The sequence below is a fragment of the Sphingomonas abietis genome (genome assembly GCF_027625475.1).
GTDB classification, from domain to species: Bacteria; Pseudomonadota; Alphaproteobacteria; order Sphingomonadales; family Sphingomonadaceae; genus Solisphingomonas; species Solisphingomonas abietis.
Map to the genome: position 1 here is coordinate 3,205,971 of NZ_CP115174.1, position 15,944 is coordinate 3,221,914.

The following is a 15,944-nucleotide window of genomic DNA, read 5'->3' on the forward strand; positions in this document are numbered from 1 at the left end:
CGAACCGCACCCTGTTCTGCTCATTAAATCGCGCTCATGGAAATTATGATGACACCGCCCGGCGTGCATTTCGCACGGAACCCGGTTAGGGGGCCGCCATGACCGGACCCGCCGTGCCGCCGCGCGCTAATCCAATGCCGCACGACAGGCAATCAGACTCAGGTCTGAAACGGGTGCTCGGCAATCTCGCCCATCTGCTCGGCGGCAAGGCCGCAGCCGGCCTGATGAGCCTGGTCTATCTGGTCATCGTCGCGCGGACGCTGGGCGCGCGCGACTATGGCGAACTGGTGCTGGTCAACGGCTATGCGATCTTCATCGGCAGCCTGGTCGCCTTTTCCGGATTCCACGGCGTCGTCCGCTACGGCGCGCTGGCGATGGAGGCCGGAGACCCGGTGCGCCTCGCCCGGATCGTGCGGTTCATGGCGCTGGTCGAGGGGGTCTTCGGGCTGCTGGCACTCGCGATCGCGGTGATCGCCATCCCCTTCGTCGGCCCCCGGCTCGGCTGGTCGCCCGAAGCGATGCGGATCGCGATCCCCTACAGCCTGGCCGTGTTCGGCGGCGTCCGCGCCACCCCGCAAGGGCTGTTGCAGATCGCCGGGCGGTTCGATCTCGTCGGGCTGCACCAGGCGGTGTCGCCCAGCATCCGGCTGATCGGCACGCTGATCGTGTGGGCCACCGGCGGCGGGCTCGATGCCTTCCTGATCGTATGGCTGCTCTCCTCGATCGCCGAGGGCGGCGCGATGTGGCTGCTCGGGCTGGTGGCATGGCGCAAGCTCGCCAGCGGCCAGCGGCTGATCGGCCCCTGGCGTGGGCTGATGCGCGACGGCCAGGGCTTCGGCCGCTTCATCCTGGTCACCAATTTCGACATCACGCTGCGCGAACTCGCGCCCAATCTGGCCCCGCTCACGATCGGCTGGATGCTCGGCCCGGTGGCGGCGGGACTCTTCTCGCTGACCCAGCGCGCCACCGCCCTGCTCCAGCAGCCGGCGATCCTGTTGTCGCAGGCGAGCTATGCGGTACTGGCCGATCTCGTCGCCAAGCGGAAGCTCGTCCAGCTGCGCAGCACGGTCTGGCGGAGCGCGGCCTTGGCGGGGACGATCGCGTCTCCCATCGTGCTGGCCTTCTGGCTGGCCGGCGACCGCCTGCTGCCGCTGGTCGGCGGCAAGACCTTCCAGGGCGGTGTCGCGATCGTGACGCTGGTGGCGGGCGCCCGTCTCGCGGCGCTGATCGCATCGCCGATCACCGCCGGGCTCACCGCGCTCGGCCGCCCGCAGCGATCGATGATGGTGACGCTCGCCACCAATCTGGCACTCTACCCGCTGCTGCCGGTGCTGATCTGGTGGCTCGGCCTGCATGGCGCCGGCCTGCACGCGCTGATCCAGAATGTGATCGCGACGGCGATGCTGATCCTGTTCTTCGCACGCGACGCCCGCGATCCGGCGACGCCGCGCCGCACCGCCTAGAGGGGCGGCGGGGCCGCCGTGCTGCCGCGCACGATCAGTTCGTAGGGCAGTTCGCGCCGGAAACGGGGATCGGTGGGCGCATCGCGATAGCTCGGATCGATCAGGATATCGACCGCCGCCGCCGCCATCTCGCCCACCGGCTGACGGATGGTGGTGATCGGCGGCCACGCGACGCGCGCCGTCGGCCCGTCATCGAAACCGGCGATTGACAGTTGGCCCGGCACCGCGATGCCCCGCCGGGCGGCGGCCGCCGACACGCCGAGCGCCATATCGTCATTGCTGGCGAAGATCGCGGTCGGGCGGGTTGCCCGGCCGAGCAGCGCCTCGCCCCCGTCGAGCCCGCCCCGAAACGTGAAATCGCCCGGCACGATGCGATCGCGATCGACCGGCAGCCCGGCCCCGTGCATTGCGGACAGGAAGCCGGCACGGCGCTTGGGGGTCGCCGCGTGGCTGGGTATCCCCTCGATCAGGCCGATGTCGCGATGGCCGAGATCGATCAGGTGCCGGGTCATCGCGAACGCCGCCCCCTCCTCGTCGATATCGACGGACCCCGATCGCTGATGATCCTTTCCCGGCGAGATGAGGACATAGGGCAGACCGATCCCGTCCAGCATGTCGAGCAACGGCGGCATCGCGCAGAGCGGCGGCGCCAGAATGGCACCATCGAGGCGCAGGCTGGCGATGCTCGCCATCAGATCGGGCTCCCATCCGTCGGTGCCGGTGTCCAACGGCTCGACGACGAGGTGATAATGCCGTTCCCGGCAGCGGATCAGCGCCCCGCGCTGCATCCCGGCCGCATAGCCCGACCAGGCCGGATCATCGAGGAACAGCCCGAGCAGATAGGAGCGCGCGCTGGACAGGCTGCGGGCGAAGGCATTGGGCCGATAGCCCAGCTCCTCCACCACGCGCATCACCGCTTCGCGCACGGCGGTGCGGACATGCGCCTCGCCGTTCATCACGCGCGACACCGTCTTGGTCGATACCCCCGCCCGTTCCGCCACGTGCTTGATGGTGATCGTCATGCTGCTCCGGGGACTCGCGGGGTAGTGGCACGCCCGAAGGCGAAGATGACGCCGTAGCACAGGCCCGGCACGACGAGCGATGGCACAAGACCGATCCGATCCGCCAGCAATCCCGTCACCACCGGAATGACTGCACCGCCGACCACCGCCATGCACAGCAGCATGGACGCGAGCGCGGCATCCTTGTCCTCCGCCGGCAAAGCCAGCGTGAAGATCAGCGGGAACATCACCGAATGGCACAGCCCGATCGCCAGCAGCGCGACACCGCCCACCGATCCGCGCGCCGTCATCGCGATCACCAGCAGCGACGCCGCGCCGATACAGGCCGCGCACAGCAGATGGCGGATGCCGATGCGGCGCAGCGCGTAGGAGCCGGCGAAGCGCCCGGCCATCGCCCCGGCCCAATAGAGGCTGACCAGCCGCCCGGCGGCGAGCGGCGACTGGCCCAGCGTATCGGGCCGCATCAGATAATCGACGGCGAGCGTGGCGATCGTCACCTCGGCGCCGACATAGGCGAAGATCGCGCCCATCGCCGCCTGCATCCTGCCCCGCCGTACCAACGCGCCGAGTCCGGACCAGAGCAGCGGCGACGATCGCGGGCGTGGCAGCAGATCGCGATGCGCCCAGAAGGCGGCGGCGAGCAGCAGCAGCGCCACCGCACCGATCAGGAACGGCTGAACGGGCGCCGCCGCCGCCGCCCGGCCGAGCAGGAACCATGCCCCGATCAACGGCCCGATCACCGTGCCCAGCGAATTGAACGCCTGCAGCAGCGTGAAGCGCGGCGCCATCCGGACGGAACCGCCGAACGCCGTCGTCACCGCATTGCCCGAGATCTGGAGGAAGGTGACGCCCGCCGACATCACCAGCAGGGTCGTCAGCACGAACGCGAAATCGCGCTGCCCCTGCGCGACGGCGAAGAGCAGGCAGCCGCTCGCCATGATCGCCAGCCCCGCCGTGATCGCGCGCATCGCGCCGATCCGGATCGACCATAAGGTAATCGGCAGCGCGAACAGCAGGTAACTCGAATAATAAGCGAGATGGACGCTGAGCGCCTGCGCGTAATCGAGCCCCAGCGTGATCTGCAGACGCGGCACCAGAAGGTTCACGATCGCATTGAGCAGTCCGCCACCACCATAGACGCCGAGCAGCAAGCAGAACAGGCGGTCGGCGACCCTATCGTCCGGCGGATTCATCCCGGCGATCGTAGCGGCAAGCGCTGCCGCCGCAAGCGCGCGGCACGCGACGGCCCCCGCCGATCAGCGACACGCCATCGCGGACGGCGGCATTCCCCCCGCCCGGGGGCTTGGCATCAGGCCGGTATGGCCATGACCAGTTCGGGCTGGAACCGCACCGCCTCGTCATCGAGCCGCCGCGCATCCCGCGCGCAGACATGATCGAGCAGGCGATCGAGCACCCGCTGGCCCTCCTGCCATGCGCCGACGCCGGACTGTCCGCCGATATGGCCGACCTCTCCCGCATCGCACAGCGCGGCCAACCAATTGCCCGCCATTTCGCGGGAACGTCCCATCTCGCACCATGGATCGTTGCGACTGGCGACCACCACCGTCGGGAACGGCAGCACGGCGCGCGGACTCGGCGCGAATTCGGCGATCCGCCGGTCGAGGCTGACGCGATCGAGATCGGGCGGGGCGACCAGCATCGCCCCCGCCACCGGCCGCGCCGCCGCCTCGCCCGCCAGCGAGGCCCACCATGCGACGAGATGGCAGGACAGGCTGTGCGCGACCAGCACCACCGGCCCCCGCGCCTGCGCGATCGCCCGTTCCAGCCGCGCGATCCACATGTTGCGGGAAGGCTGGGACCAGTTGCCGAGTTCGACCCGATCGACATTCGGACGCTCGCATTCCCAGCGCGTCTGCCAATGATCGGGGCCGCTACCATCGAGCCCCGGCAGAGTGAGACATAGCGGCGTCCGGCTCAAGCGATCTTGAAACATGGGGCGTCCTCCTCTCGCAGTAGCTCGCAGTAGAGGGTGAAGATGACGACGATAATTGCCTAGTACAAGCCAAGGCTATTCATCCTGGCGCAACCTTTGATCGGGAGTGCGCCGAAGGGCAGAGTCCATGCGCCAGAGCGTTTTGCGAATCGCTCGCAATCCACTTGACGCCTGCCGCCAACCCTTGTTTATTGCGATCAATTCGCAACTGAGGAGAGCCGCTCATGTATGACCTGATCGATCGGCCTGTGGCCCTGCTGGCACCCGGCGGGCGGTTCATGCTCTGGGCCATGCGTGGCTGGATCCAGTCGGCCACCAAGGGCCATTGCCCGCCCGGCGCGCTCGCCCCCGCCTTCGCGCGCCATGGTGCCCTGCCGGCCCTGCCCCATTTTCATATGCTGCTGGCCGAGCTGAACCATCGCGCGATCCGGCAGATCGCCTTCTCGCCGCTGCCCTGCGGCCTGATCGGCGAGGATGAGGCGGTGCTGCTCCAGCTTTGCCGCGATGCCTGCGACAATCCCCCCCATGCCCGCGCCACGCTCGAACTGCTGCTGGAGGAAGAGGCGGTCGGCACCGCGTTTGGCGCCTTGCTGTCGGCGACCACGAAGCTGAAGGAGGTCGGGCTGGCCGATATCGCGTTCGAGCAGGATCGCGCCACCGGGCTGCGCTGAGCCCCCTTCTCGGCTGCGTCGCGAGCGGCTAAGGCGCGGCTCATGACGCAGACCGGTGCCCCGCTTACGCTCTTCAACAGCCTCACCCGTTCGGCCGAGACTTTCGTGCCGATCGACCCGAAAATGGTGCGGCTCTACTCGTGCGGGCCGACGGTCTATTCGACCGCCCATCTCGGCAATCTGCGCGCCTATGTGTTCACCGATACGCTGCGCCGGGTGCTGAACTGGAAGGGCTATGCCACCACCCATGTGATCAACATCACCGATGTCGGCCACCTCACCTCGGACGCCGATGCCGGCGACGACAAGATGGAGCTCGCCGCCCAGAAATCCGGCACCACGATCTGGGATGTCGCCGCGCGTTACACCCGGTTGTTCAAGGATGACCTGAAGGCGCTCGGCATCCTCGATCCGTCGATCTGGAGCGTCGCGACCGATCATGTGCAGGACATGATCGCCTTCGCCCAGACCTTGCAGGATCATGGCGCCACCTATGAGCTGGACGGCGGCCTCTATTTCGATGTCTCCAAGGTGCCGGACTATGGCCGCCTCGCCGGCCAGCATGGCGGCCCCGAGATCGGCCGGATCGAGACGGTCGAGGGCAAGCGCCACGCCGCCGACTTCGCGATCTGGCGCAAGTCTCCGGCCGGCGAGCAGCGGCAGATGGAATGGCTTTCGCCATGGGGGCCGGGCGCGCCGGGCTGGCATCTCGAATGTTCGGTGATGAGCCTCAAATATCTCGGCGAGCAGTTCGACATCCACACTGGCGGAATCGATCATCGCGAGATCCATCACTGCAACGAGATCGCGCAGAACCAGGCCTATAACGACACCGCAAGAACCGGCGCCAACGTCTGGATGCACAACAACTTCCTGGTCGATCGCACCGGCAAGATGTCGAAGTCCAAGGGCGGTGTCGCGACGCTGGGGGCGCTGGTTGCGCGGGGCGCCCATCCGCTCGCCTACCGGCTGCTGTGCCTCGGCGCCCATTATCGATCCGAACTGGAATTCTCGCTGGAGGCGGTGGCGGCCGCGCTGACCCGGCTCAAGCGGCTGGTATTGGCGATCGCCGCGCTGAAGGCCGAGGCCGGGCTCGACGACGCCATGCTCCGCCCGGCGCGCGAGGCCGGTTTCGGCAAGGGTGCGCCGTTCGATTGGCAGCGCCACCAGTTCGAAGCCGGGCTCTCGGCGGACGCCGTCGCCTTCGTCGCGCGCTTCGACGAGGCACTCGCCGGCGACCTGATGATCCCGCAGGCCTTGCCGGTGCTGGACGCGGTGATCGCCTCCACGCTCCCGGCCGACGAGAAGCTCCGGCTAATCGGCAGCTTCGATCTCGCTCTGGGGCTGGGGCTGCTCGACCTCGATCGGCGCGACCTCTCGGTGCAGCCCAAGGATGCGGCGCTGGCAGACGCGGAGGTCGAGGCGTTGCTCGACAATCGGCAGGCCGCACGGGCCGCCAAGGATTTCGCGGCGTCGGATGCGGCGCGCGATAGCCTCAAGGCCGCCGGCATCGAGATCATGGACGGCGATCCGCTCCGCTGGGAATGGCGCCCCCAACTCACCGACTGAGTGTTTTCGACGCCCGTCCGGCTCATATTTTCCTCATGACTTAATCCGGCCCAACCGGCATGATGCACCTTACAGGGGCATGGCGCTGCGGGGGCAAGGCGCATGGGGGGATCGCGCGCGATCAGGCTGCTCAGCGTCGTCGGCACACGGCCGGAGGCGATCAAGATCGCGCCTGTGGCGCTGGCGGCCGCCCCACGCTCCCACATCAATCATCGTATCCTCGCCACCGGCCAGCATGGCGAGCTGTTCGACGAGGCGCTGGCCGACTTCGGGCTGCATCCCGAGCTGAGATTGCCGCCCCTCCTGCATGACTCCTCTCTCGACGTGATGACGGCGCGTTTCGCCGATGCGATCGCCGCGACCCTCCGCTCGGAACGACCCGACATGGTGCTGGTCCAGGGCGACACAACCTCCGCTTATGCCGGCGCGATCGCCGCACATCGGCTCGGCCTCCCGATCGGCCATGTCGAGGCCGGCCTGCGCTCGCACGATCTTCACTGTCCCTGGCCGGAAGAGCGCAACCGCGTGATGATCGACCGGCTCGCCACCCTGCTCTTCGCCCCGACGTCGGAGGCCAGGGCCAATCTCGTGGCCGAGGCGGGCGTCGTGACCGGCATCGTTACGGTGACGGGCAATACCGGCATCGATGCCCTGCTCGCCATGCGGGCGAGGCTCCCCGCCCCCACGAGCAGCGCGGACCAGGCCCTGATCCTGCTGACCTGCCACCGAAGGGAGAACATCGGCACCGGCATCGAGGCGATCTGCGATGCCGCACGCCGTCTGGCCGATCGCGGTGACGTCATGATTCTCTGCCCGGTCCACCCCAATCCCGCCGTCGGCGACATTGTGCGCGCTCGCCTTGCCGAGCATCCGGCGATCACGCTGACCGGCGCGCTGCGCTATCGCGACGTCGTGGCGGCGATGGCGGCGGCACGGTTGATCCTCATCGATAGCGGCGGCATCCAGGAGGAAGCCCCCGCGCTCGGCATTCCCGTGCTGGTGCTGCGTGACGTCACCGAACGGCCGGAGGGGCTGGCGACCGGCAATCTCGCGCTGGTCGGCACCGATGCGGATCGGATCGTCGTCACCGCATCGCGCCTGCTCGACGATCCCGCCGCCCATGCCGCCATGGCGTGCCCCGCCTTTCCCTTCGGACAGGGCGATGCGGCGACGAAGATCCTCGATGCCATCGAACAATATTTCTCGTCAGACCCGCCTGACGATCATCCATTGCCTTTCGGGCACGCGTCGATCATGGACGTCGCCCGATAAGGAGCAAGATCATGGCCACCGCCTGGGCCCCCGAAAGCTGGCGCGGATTTGAAGCGCGACAGTTGCCCGAATATCCCGATGCCGCTGCGCTTGCCGCCGCCGAAGCCAAGGTCGCGAACTTTCCGCCGCTGGTCTTTGCCGGCGAGGCGCGCGCGCTGACGGCCGAACTCGCCACCGTGGCAGCCGGCAAGGGCTTTCTGCTCCAGGGCGGCGATTGCGCCGAGAGCTTCGCGGAATTCCATCCGAACAACATCCGCGACACCTTCCGCGTCATCCTCCAGATGGCGGTGGTGCTGACCTATGCGTCCAAGCTGCCGATCGTGAAGGTCGGCCGCATGGCGGGCCAGTTCGCCAAGCCGCGCTCGGCCAATATGGAGGAGATCGGCGGCGTCTCGCTGCCCAGCTACCGCGGCGACAATGTCAACGACATCGCCTTCACCCCGGAATCGCGCACCCCCGATCCCGAGCGGATGATACGCGGCTACAACCAGTCCGCCTCGACGCTCAACCTGCTGCGGGCTTTCGCGCAGGGTGGCTACGCCAATCTCGTGCAGGTCCACCGCTGGACGCTCGACTTCATGGGCCGCAGCCCATGGGCCGAGCGCTACCAGGCACTGGCCGACCGGATCAGCGACGCGCTCGACTTCATGGCCGCCTGCGGCATCGATCCCGAGACGCAGCCGCAGCTCCAGGGCACGCATTTCTACACCAGCCACGAAGGGCTGCTGCTCCCCTATGAGCAGGCGATGACGCGCCAGGATTCGCTGACCGGCGACTGGTACGACACCTCCGCCCACATGATCTGGATCGGCGACCGCACCCGCTTCGAAGGCTCGGCGCATGTCGAATATCTGCGCGGCATCGGCAACCCGATCGGCATCAAATGCGGCCCGAGCCTCGAGCCGGACGTGCTGCTGCGCCTGCTCGACACGCTCGATCCCGCCCGCGCGCCGGGTCGGATCACGCTGATCACCCGCTATGGGCACGACAAGATCGAGAAGGGCCTCCCCGCCCTCGTCCGCGCGGTCAAGCGCGAGGGGCGCCCGGTGGTGTGGTCGTGCGATCCGATGCACGGCAACGTCGTCAAGGCCGCCAACGGCTACAAGACGCGCCCGTTCGAGCGCATCCTCGCCGAAGTCCGCGGCTTCTTCGCGGTGCATCGCGCCGAGGGGACGCATGGCGGCGGCATCCATGTCGAGATGACCGGCCAGAATGTCACCGAATGCACCGGCGGCGCGGTCGCGATCACCGACGAGGGGCTGGCCGCGCGCTATCACACCCATTGCGATCCGCGCCTCAACGCCGGCCAGTCGCTCGAACTCGCCTTCCTGCTCGCCGATATGGTGAACCAGGAAATGAAGGAACGCGAGCGCCGCGCCGCCTGATTGATTTTCCATATTGACGCGGAGCCGGCTCGCCCATAGAGAGCCGGCTCCGCGCTCTACGGCCCCTTCGTCTAGCGGTTAGGACGTCGCCCTCTCACGGCGAAAACACGAGTTCGATTCTCGTAGGGGTCACCAGCGAAAGATCTTTGCCATCTATCGGTAGGATCGCCTGTTTGACCGACTCTGGACCATTGCGTTTGTCGCGAGCTCCAGGATGGAGCCGGCTCAGACGAGATCGAGCGCTACCGGTCGGGTGTCGGGAAACACCGTGGCGAGCCGATTGCTCCCTAGTCCGAACTGGCGCTGGACGATGCCGCCGATGAGCTCCCGATAGTCGGTCAGCACGGGCAGGTCGCGCTGCTGGTTGAGCGTCTCGGCGGTGATCCGCACCTGCGGGCCGGCGATCCGGCCGCCGCGCACGCCGCCGCCGATCACCCAATAGACGCTGCCATGGCCGTGGTCGGTGCCCTTATCGCCATTTTCGCGGAAGGTCCGCCCGAATTCGGAAACCACCACGACTGTGGTGTCGCGCCAGGCGTCCGGGCCGATTTCCTGCGCGAAGCCGGCGAGTCCACGGCCCAACTCGCCGATCCGGCCGGCAAGATAGCCCTGCGCGCCGCCCTGGTTGACGTGCGTATCCCATCCGCCGACATCGACGAAGGCGAGATTATATTGTTCGCGCATCAGCGTGCCGATCCGGCGGGCGGAGAGCTCGAACCCCTTGGGAGTGACCGCGCCGCGGCTTGCCTGCGTCATCTCGTCGGCAAGCGACTTGAACACCGTCTCACGCGTCGCGAAGCCTTCGGCGACCGCATCGGCGAGAGCCGCATCGCCCAAGCGATTGGTCGTGTACATCGCCTCGATCAGCTTCGCCTCGCGCGGGTCGATCGTCGGCTTTAGGTTGCCGTTGAGGGCGATGTTGGGAATGGGCTGGTTCGCCATGCCCTGGAAGCAGAGCGGCACCTGTGCCGAGAAGGCCATCGGCCGATCCGTGCCGAGCGCGACCGCCAGCCGGGCCATGAAGCCCGAGCGGAAGTCGCGCGATCCTGCAATCGGTTGGCCGAGCTCGATCGTATCCTGCGTCTCGAAATGGCTGCGGCTCATGTCGTCGGTCCCCGCGAACGGCACGAATGCGATCTGCCGCTTCTGCCACAGCGGATAGAGACTGTCCCTCAGTGCCGGGTGCATCGCCCAGTCTCCGTCGAGCGGCAGCGCGGCGTCCGGATTGGACGGATCGGGGGCGTGCAACCCAATCGTCGGTCGCGCCTGGTGGTAGAAGTCGCTGCCGACCGGCGCGACGATGTTGGCGGCATCATAGGCACCGCGCAGGAAGACCAGCAGCAGGCGTCCCGATCCGGCGGCGGGCGTTGCGAACGCGCGACCGGCGACGATCATCGGAGCGAAGGCGGCAGCGGCCTTGAGCAGGTCTCGGCGATGCATGATGCTCATCTCCTTTCAGCGGTGCATGAATGCGGGGGAGGAGAGATAGAGCGCATTCCACTCCTGCGGCGAGGACGCCTGCGCCAGCACCTTGACGGTCGACGGGCCCAGCTGTCGCTGAAGCGACTGGTAGAAAAGCGCGTTCTGGATCTGCGGGAAAGCCGGTTGCTCGGGCTTCGCGCCATCGCGCGGCTTGAACAGCCCCGCCGCGCCGCCGCCGATCGATTGCGCGATCTCGAAGCGCGTCTCCATCTGGCCCGGACCCGACCAGGCGGGGGACGCCATCGCATAACCGTCGGGCGTCTCGTGCTGGAACAGTCCCTCGCTCATCCGCTGGAGCCAGTTTGACAGCGGATCGGTGTTCAGGATGGTGCGGCCGTCATAGGCGAGGCGCACCGCCGAGACCGCATAGTGGATCGGATCCTTGAAGCGCTTGCCGAGGGATGCCTTGAATTCGGGCGAGCGGAACAGCGTGCGCAACACTGCGGCGATGTCGCCATGGCTATGCTGGAACGTCGCCGCCATGCGCGCGACGAGAGCGGGCGGTGGCGCATCGTCGGCAAAATAGGTCGCGATTTCGGTGGAGACATGACGCGCTGTGGCAGGAGAGGCGGCGATCAGGTCGAGCGCCTGCTCGACCTCGTCGAAGCCGCTGCCACGGATCGTGCGGCCAAGGAATTGCTTGTCGCCAAAATCGTGGCGGGCGGGATTGAACTCGAACAGCCCGGCGCGGACATATAATGGCTGCCATGCCGGCTTGAGCTTCGGCATGTCCGGCTTGAGGCTCACGCCGACCCCCGTGAAGATACGCGCGAGCTCCTGCACGTCCTTCTGGGTATAGCCCGAGCCCACCCCCATGGTGTGCAGCTCCATGATCTCGCGGGCATAATTCTCGTTGATGTGGTTCGCTGCATTCTGGTCATTGTCGAGATAGCGCAGCATCGCGGGGTGGCGCAGCGTCGCCTCGAGCAGGTCGCGGAAACGGCCGAGCGCATGCGGGCGGATCGCCTGATCTTCATAATCACTGACCATCGCACGGATGTCGCGCTTGTTCGCTTGCACGTTGAAGTGGTTGAACCAAAACCACGTCATCTGTTCCCGCAACTGGTCCGGCGCGTAGAGATCGCGGAGCAGCGACCGCGACTGCGCTTCGCGACCGAGATCGTTCATGGCCATGTTGTAGGCGTCGCGCGCGGCCTTTTTCTGACCGGGATCGGGGATCGCGCTGGCTGCCCTGTTCTGCGCGTCCATCTCGACCACGAGTTGGGCCACCGGCTCCTGTGTGATCCGCATCGCATCGACCTGCGCCTGCGCAGCCGGGGGCAGAGATGCAGGCGGCGCACGGAGCTGATCGTCAAGAAAATGGGACGAACCGCCGGCCGCCATCTTGTCCAGGCTCTCGCTATCGATCCCCCAGGTCAGACGATCGACCAGCGCGACGTCGATCGAGGTGGGAGCGGCCCGTGCCGGTACAGCCAGAGCACCTGCGATGGCAGCCAACCCCAGCCTCGCCAGCTTCGGCGACAGCGCTGCCCAACTGGTTCCGCCGCTGATCATCGCCTTCGTATCCAAAGCGCCCGCGACCACGGAGCGCCCGATCACTGTGCGGTCAGAATGATGAATGCTCTCCGAATATCCCAAGGGAAGTGGAACGAGCAGGTGGGATGCTATCGACCGCCTACCGCAAAAGCTGCACAGCTAGGCCATGAACAATCCCAGACCATCGCGAACATCGTGTTCGAACATGATCGTCACCGCAAAGCCCAGCCATACCAGCACACAGCGTCCACGGATGCTCGGTTTGATGGGCATCTTCGGGTCTGCGTTCGGGATTGCTGCCGAGAGTCGTTGATCGGCAAGGCCTCGCAATCCTGCGGTCGACCGCATCGACAGCGGGAAGACCCACAAAGCGACATCAACGCCGTCCCAAGCTGACCTTCGCTCTGGAAGAGATCTTACCGATGCCGCGTGGCGCCTGATCGCGCCGCATCCATCCCCCTTCGACCATGCCGACGGCGGCGGTGGTCGATGCGTCGGATCAATGAGGCGATCCTCTATGTGCTGCGATCCGGCTGTCCCTGGCGGCTTCTGCCCGACAGCTTTTCGCCGTGGGGCACCGTTTATGGGTGGTTCTCCGAATTGCGTGACGGTGGCGTGTTAGAGAGCCTGAACCATCATCTGGTTCCGCGCGATCGTGCCCGCCTCGGTCGCGCGCCCTGCCCATCGGCCGCCGTGATCGATCGCCAAAGCGTGAAGACGACCGAGGCGGGCGGGCCGAAAGGCTAAGATTCTGACAAGAAGGTCATGGGGCGCAAGCGCCACGCCATGACCGAAACCGATGGGCGCGCCTTCCAACTGCTCGTTCATCCAGCCGACGTGCAGGACCGCAATGGCGCGGCACCGCTCCCCGGCAGCCTCCTAAGTCCGCACACATTCTCAAAACATATTGCCTCGGCCCGAAAATATTGATCTGAGTTATACTCTAACCTTTATTTTGTGAATCGAGCCAATGCGTGGACCCGGAGGGACCAGCGATAAGTTGAGCAGGTCCACTATTGAAGGGTCAGTTTGATGAGCAACGATCATGACATCAAGACGCTGAACTCGCTGATCGAAACGGTCATCGATAGCGCGGACGGCTATACGGAGGCGTCAAAGGCCGCCCAAGGCTCGCGTTTCGAGGAGATCTTCCGGCGTCGCGGCGCCGAGCGCCAGCAACTGACGACCGAATTGCAGGGCAAAGTCCGATCGCTGGGCGGCGAGCCCGAGAGCGACGGCACGCTGTTGGCCGGTGCCCATCGCCTGTTCCTCAATCTGCGGAACAGCATGTCGAGCGACGACACGACCATCGTCGATCAGGTCGAGGCGGGCGAGGATCACATCAAGCACAAGTTCGAGGACGCCCAGCGCGACAAGGAACTGAGCCCGGCGACGCGCGCCGACATCGATCGGGCCTATCTGATCGTGAAGGCCGGGCATGACGAGATCCGCGATCTCAAGCACGCCCTGCACGCAAGCGGCTGAGGCTGACGCCGCGGCGACCTGGCCGCCCCGGCGCACCCGGCCACAAAAGCGCAGAAGCCGCTAAGGGTCGCAAGCGCCAGACAGGCACTTGGCGATCTTTCCGGTCAATCATCGCAAGGGAGCCCGCGTTGCGGATAGCGATCATTGCGCATCTCAAACACGCGATCGGCGAGCCGTTCGCGGGCGGTCTTGAGACGCACACCCACATGCTGGCAAAGGCTCTGCAGCGCCGTGGGCATGCCGTTACGGTCTTCGCCTCGACCCGATCGGATCCGGCGCTCGGCGTCGAGGCGATCTGCGACGAGACGTCGCTGCTGACGACGGGAACCGACGAGGCGAACGACGTCGCCTTCTTTCGCGAGCACCACGCCTATCTGCGGCTGATGACCGCGTTGCGCACGCGCGATTTCGACGTGATCCACAACAATTCGCTGCATTATCTGCCGGTCAGCATGGCGGATACCCTCGCCACGCCGATGGTGACGACCCTGCACACGCCGCCCTTCTGTTGGCTGGAAAGCGGGATGAGACTGGGTGCCGGCGCGTCGCGCTTTGCGGCGGTGTCGACTGCGACCGCACGGCTCTGGTCGCACGTGGCATCGGTCGATCACATCGTGTCCAACGGCATCGATCTCACCCATTTTCCCTATCGCGCGACACCGGACCCCGAGCCGTATCTGGTCTGGTACGGGCGGATCGTGCCGGAAAAGGGGCTCGATCTCGCGATCGATGCCGCCCGGCGCGCCGGCCTCCCGTTGCGCATCGCCGGCCCCATTTCCGATCGCGCCTTCTTCGCCGCCCACATTGCACCGCGACTGGGGCCAGATATCGTCCATGTCGGCCATCTGTCGCACGAGGCGCTGGCCCGTCTCGTCGGCGGTGCGCGGGCAGCCCTGTGCTCTCCGCGCTGGGAGGAACCCTACGGCCTCGTGGTCGCCGAGGCGCTGGCCTGTGGCACGCCGGTCGCCTCCTTCCGGCGCGGCGGCGTACCCGACATCGTCGACGCGTCGTCCGGAATCCTCGCCGAGCCGGATGACGTCGATGCGCTCGCCGCTGCGGCGCGACAGGCGATGGCGCTCGACAGGTCCGCCTGCCGCCGCCGGGCGGAAGCGTGCTGCGACGCCGAGCGGATGGTCGATGCCTATGAACGGATTTATGCCGACATGGTCGCACAACCGCTACGGCTGGTCAGACCCGCGACGCCGACGGACCTCGAGCCGATCCTGAGCGTCGCCTGATGCGCCCATTCTGCGTCTGCGTGCCGGCGCGCAACGAGGCGAAGCATATCGCGACGCTGATCGATGCGCTCTCGACGCAGACGATCGCGGAGCCGGTGCGGCTCGCATTGTGCGTCAACAACAGCGACGACGACACGCTCGGGGTTGCGCAGTCGGCGGCCGAAGCCAGCGATGGCCGCGTCGTGCTCGACGCGATCGAGCGCGCCTTCCCGCCGCCACTCGCCCACGCCGGCTCGGCGCGGCGTGCAGCGATGGAGCTTGGCGCGGAGCGGATCGGCGACCATGGCCTGCTGATCTCGACCGATGCGGACTGCCGCCCGCCGCCCGCATGGATCGTGGCCAACCTCGCATCAGCCGCGCAGGACGAACTCATCGTGGGCGGCCGGATCGATCTCGACGATCGCGAACCGGCGCCACCGGCCCTGTTCGGGCTGAAGCAGCGGTTCGATCGCTATTGGGAGCAGGTGCGCGCGATCGAGGATGCGGTCGATCCGCTGGCCTGGGATCCGGCGCCGCGTCATGGCGACCATACCGGCGCCAGCCTGGCGCTGGGCGTGGCGCTCTATCGTCGCGCCAGCGGTGTTCCCTTGCTGGCGACGGGCGAGGATCGCGCGCTGGTCGAGGCGGCGATCGCGGTCGGTGGGCGGCTCGTCCATCCGGTCACGGTCTCGACGCGGGTTTCGGCGCGCACCGTCGGGCGCGCCGCGGACGGGATGGCGCTGGAAATGCGTCGCTGGATCGAGGCGATCGAGGACGGTCGCACGCCGCTGGTTCCCGCCTTCGATCATTGGCGTGAACGCGCCGATTGGCGTCGCCGGATGCGCGCCGGCCACGCCGATGTCGCGAATGCGGAGCACCTGTTGCCGGCGATGCCGTGCGACATGGCCCTGCCGGAGCGGTGACGGC

At 67.0% G+C, this 15,944-nt stretch carries 13 protein-coding genes, 1 tRNA gene and 1 pseudogene; 10 read left to right on the top strand and 5 right to left on the bottom strand.

What is annotated here, in order from left to right; translation table 11 throughout:
- The first annotated feature begins 98 nt into the window (after positions 1–98).
- Positions 99–1,463, top strand: coding sequence for a lipopolysaccharide biosynthesis protein (locus PBT88_RS15145; RefSeq protein WP_270076156.1), 1,365 nt, complete (start codon positions 99–101; stop codon positions 1,461–1,463).
- Here PBT88_RS15145 and PBT88_RS15150 read toward each other — a convergent pair.
- The 3 genes from PBT88_RS15150 to PBT88_RS15160 all read right to left on the bottom strand — a co-directional run bounded on the left by PBT88_RS15150 (position 1,460) and on the right by PBT88_RS15160 (position 4,439).
- Positions 1,460–2,485 carry a LacI family DNA-binding transcriptional regulator gene (locus PBT88_RS15150; protein WP_270076157.1) on the bottom strand — a complete coding sequence of 342 codons (1,026 nt, stop codon included), beginning with the start codon at positions 2,483–2,485 and terminating at the stop codon, positions 1,460–1,462. The two genes, PBT88_RS15145 and PBT88_RS15150, sit on opposite strands and share 4 nt — an antisense overlap.
- Positions 2,482–3,678, bottom strand: a complete 1,197-nt coding sequence (locus PBT88_RS15155) for an MFS transporter (protein WP_270076158.1) — start codon at positions 3,676–3,678, stop codon at positions 2,482–2,484. The genes PBT88_RS15150 and PBT88_RS15155 overlap by 4 nt, the downstream gene beginning before the upstream one ends.
- A 116-nt stretch (positions 3,679–3,794) precedes the next feature.
- The gene (locus PBT88_RS15160; protein WP_270076159.1) at positions 3,795–4,439 is read right to left on the bottom strand and encodes an RBBP9/YdeN family alpha/beta hydrolase; all 645 of its coding nucleotides are present in this window, start codon (positions 4,437–4,439) and stop codon (positions 3,795–3,797) included.
- A 224-nt stretch (positions 4,440–4,663) separates the two neighbouring features.
- Between PBT88_RS15160 and PBT88_RS15165 the strand changes: the two genes are divergently transcribed.
- From PBT88_RS15165 to PBT88_RS15185, 5 genes are all read left to right on the top strand, one after another.
- Positions 4,664–5,110 carry a hypothetical protein gene (locus PBT88_RS15165; RefSeq protein WP_270076160.1) on the top strand — a complete coding sequence of 149 codons (447 nt, stop codon included), beginning with the start codon at positions 4,664–4,666 and terminating at the stop codon, positions 5,108–5,110.
- A gap of 42 nt (positions 5,111–5,152) precedes the next feature.
- A complete protein-coding gene (gene cysS / locus PBT88_RS15170) occupies positions 5,153–6,679 on the top strand; it encodes a cysteine--tRNA ligase (RefSeq protein ID WP_270076161.1) in 1,527 nt (508 codons plus the stop codon).
- Between the two features lie 102 nt (positions 6,680–6,781).
- Positions 6,782–7,951: a non-hydrolyzing UDP-N-acetylglucosamine 2-epimerase gene (gene wecB, locus PBT88_RS15175; protein WP_270076162.1), complete on the top strand. Its 1,170-nt coding sequence runs from the start codon at positions 6,782–6,784 to the stop codon at positions 7,949–7,951.
- 11 nt (positions 7,952–7,962) lie between these two features.
- Positions 7,963–9,336 (top strand): class II 3-deoxy-7-phosphoheptulonate synthase, encoded by a 1,374-nt coding sequence (locus tag PBT88_RS15180; RefSeq protein ID WP_270076163.1) that lies wholly within the window; start codon positions 7,963–7,965, stop codon positions 9,334–9,336.
- A 60-nt stretch (positions 9,337–9,396) separates the two neighbouring features.
- Positions 9,397–9,471, top strand: a tRNA-Glu gene (locus PBT88_RS15185).
- 90 nt (positions 9,472–9,561) lie between these two features.
- On the opposite strand, the gene PBT88_RS15190 is transcribed toward PBT88_RS15185, so the two are convergent.
- Both PBT88_RS15190 and PBT88_RS15195 read right to left on the bottom strand, forming a co-directional pair.
- Positions 9,562–10,776, bottom strand: coding sequence for a DUF1501 domain-containing protein (locus PBT88_RS15190; protein WP_270076164.1), 1,215 nt, complete (start codon positions 10,774–10,776; stop codon positions 9,562–9,564).
- A gap of 15 nt (positions 10,777–10,791) precedes the next feature.
- A complete protein-coding gene (locus tag PBT88_RS15195; RefSeq protein WP_270076165.1) occupies positions 10,792–12,333 on the bottom strand; it encodes a DUF1800 domain-containing protein in 1,542 nt (513 codons plus the stop codon).
- Positions 12,334–12,661: 328 nt separating this feature from the next.
- Between PBT88_RS15195 and PBT88_RS15200 the strand changes: the two are divergent.
- The 4 genes and pseudogenes from PBT88_RS15200 to PBT88_RS15215 form a co-directional block, all read left to right on the top strand.
- Positions 12,662–13,242: pseudogene (locus PBT88_RS15200) on the top strand (IS5 family transposase); the annotation flags it as partial.
- A gap of 105 nt (positions 13,243–13,347) precedes the next feature.
- A complete protein-coding gene (locus tag PBT88_RS15205) occupies positions 13,348–13,800 on the top strand; it encodes a PA2169 family four-helix-bundle protein (protein ID WP_270076166.1) in 453 nt (150 codons plus the stop codon).
- Between the two features lie 128 nt (positions 13,801–13,928).
- Positions 13,929–15,038 (top strand): glycosyltransferase family 4 protein, encoded by a 1,110-nt coding sequence (locus tag PBT88_RS15210; protein WP_270076167.1) that lies wholly within the window; start codon positions 13,929–13,931, stop codon positions 15,036–15,038.
- Complete coding sequence (locus tag PBT88_RS15215; protein WP_270076168.1) at positions 15,038–15,940, top strand: glycosyltransferase; 903 nt, start codon at positions 15,038–15,040, stop codon at positions 15,938–15,940. Before PBT88_RS15210 ends, PBT88_RS15215 begins: the two co-directional genes overlap by 1 nt.
- Positions 15,941–15,944: the final 4 nt, after the last annotated feature.

Bases quoted from the DNA above. Each gene is read 5' to 3' on its own strand.
- PBT88_RS15145 (WP_270076156.1), top strand. From the start codon at position 99: ATGACCGGACCCGCCGTGCCGCCGCGCGCTAATCCAATGCCGCACGAC.
- PBT88_RS15150 (WP_270076157.1), bottom strand. From the start codon at position 2,485: ATGACGATCACCATCAAGCACGTGGCGGAACGGGCGGGGGTATCGACC.
- PBT88_RS15155 (WP_270076158.1), bottom strand. From the start codon at position 3,678: ATGAATCCGCCGGACGATAGGGTCGCCGACCGCCTGTTCTGCTTGCTG.
- PBT88_RS15160 (WP_270076159.1), bottom strand. From the start codon at position 4,439: ATGTTTCAAGATCGCTTGAGCCGGACGCCGCTATGTCTCACTCTGCCG.
- PBT88_RS15165 (WP_270076160.1), top strand. From the start codon at position 4,664: ATGTATGACCTGATCGATCGGCCTGTGGCCCTGCTGGCACCCGGCGGG.
- cysS (WP_270076161.1), top strand. From the start codon at position 5,153: ATGACGCAGACCGGTGCCCCGCTTACGCTCTTCAACAGCCTCACCCGT.
- wecB (WP_270076162.1), top strand. From the start codon at position 6,782: ATGGGGGGATCGCGCGCGATCAGGCTGCTCAGCGTCGTCGGCACACGG.
- PBT88_RS15180 (WP_270076163.1), top strand. From the start codon at position 7,963: ATGGCCACCGCCTGGGCCCCCGAAAGCTGGCGCGGATTTGAAGCGCGA.
- PBT88_RS15190 (WP_270076164.1), bottom strand. From the start codon at position 10,776: ATGCATCGCCGAGACCTGCTCAAGGCCGCTGCCGCCTTCGCTCCGATG.
- PBT88_RS15195 (WP_270076165.1), bottom strand. From the start codon at position 12,333: ATGATCAGCGGCGGAACCAGTTGGGCAGCGCTGTCGCCGAAGCTGGCG.
- PBT88_RS15205 (WP_270076166.1), top strand. From the start codon at position 13,348: ATGAGCAACGATCATGACATCAAGACGCTGAACTCGCTGATCGAAACG.
- PBT88_RS15215 (WP_270076168.1), top strand. From the start codon at position 15,038: ATGCGCCCATTCTGCGTCTGCGTGCCGGCGCGCAACGAGGCGAAGCAT.